The following is a 986-nucleotide window of genomic DNA, read 5'->3' on the forward strand; positions in this document are numbered from 1 at the left end:
GGGCTGCGCGACGCCGGCTATGACGTGAGAGCCTTCCCGTCCGGCAAGGCTTTCCTGGAGGCAGCCCCGGCTCTCGCGGCCGGCTGCGTGGTGCTCGACATCCGCCAGCCCGAGGCGGGCGGTCTGAGCATCCCGCGGGAGCTCAAGGCCCGGCGCATCGGCCTGCCGGTGATCGTCCTGGGCGCGCTCCAGAGCGATGTAAAGTCTGCCGTGCAGGTGATGAAGGCCGGCGCGGTGGACGTCCTGTCCATCCCCTATGCTCCGGATGAGCTGCTGGCCGCCCTTGCGTCGGCCGCCGCTGACATCTCCCAGGCCGACGAGCGCGACCAGGAGGCCCACCGGGCCCGGGGACGCTTCGCCGAGATGCCGGTCCGCGAACGCGAGGTCCTGGAGGGCCTGCTGGCCGGCCAGACCAACAAGCAGATCGGGCGGGCCATCGGCCTCAGCCCGCGCACGGTGGAAACCCACCGCGCTCATGTCATGCAGCGCCTGGGCGCCAGGACGATCCCGGAGCTGGTGCGGATCGCCGCCTTGGCGGGCGTGCCTGCCCGCCCGCAGGTGAGCCGTGACGACGGGGCCGACAAACCTTGAGTTCCAGCAGGCCCTGATCGCCCGAACGCCGCTGCAACACGATACGGAACAATCCCCGGTGACTACCGGATGCCGCGTTCATCCTCATCCATGACACTGCCCCAATGGGCATGTGGCCATGCCGGGACCGCTGCGGATCGGCCGGGCCACATGCAGCATCGAAGCTCTGAGGCAGCCAGGAAAAGGACGAGGAAAGCCCGTGACCTTATCAGTCTCTCAAGCAAGTTTGATCAACCGCCACGTGCTGATCGTCGAGGATGAGTACTTCATTGCCGACGACGTCGCACAAGTTCTGGAGCGAGCTGGGGCGGCGGTGGTCGGACCGGCTCCGACCCGGGAGGCAGCGCTGGCCTTGCTGACGTCTGAAAGGGTCGACATCGCCGTTCTCGACATTG

General features: G+C 68.0%; 2 protein-coding genes. Both read left to right on the plus strand.

Translation table 11 applies throughout. The features are described from left to right. Nucleotides 1–591: response regulator transcription factor (locus tag KBI52_RS01305; protein ID WP_210804845.1), on the plus strand; the 591-nt coding region annotated here is incomplete at its 5' end. A 199-nt stretch (nt 592–790) separates the two neighbouring features. Beyond that, nucleotides 791–986 (plus strand): response regulator (locus tag KBI52_RS01310; RefSeq protein ID WP_371823094.1); only part of this gene is annotated, 196 nt, incomplete at its 3' end.

Origin of the sequence: Microvirga sp. HBU67558, from assembly GCF_018069605.1 — a bacterium.
GTDB classification, from domain to species: Bacteria; Pseudomonadota; Alphaproteobacteria; order Rhizobiales; family Beijerinckiaceae; genus Microvirga; species Microvirga terrae.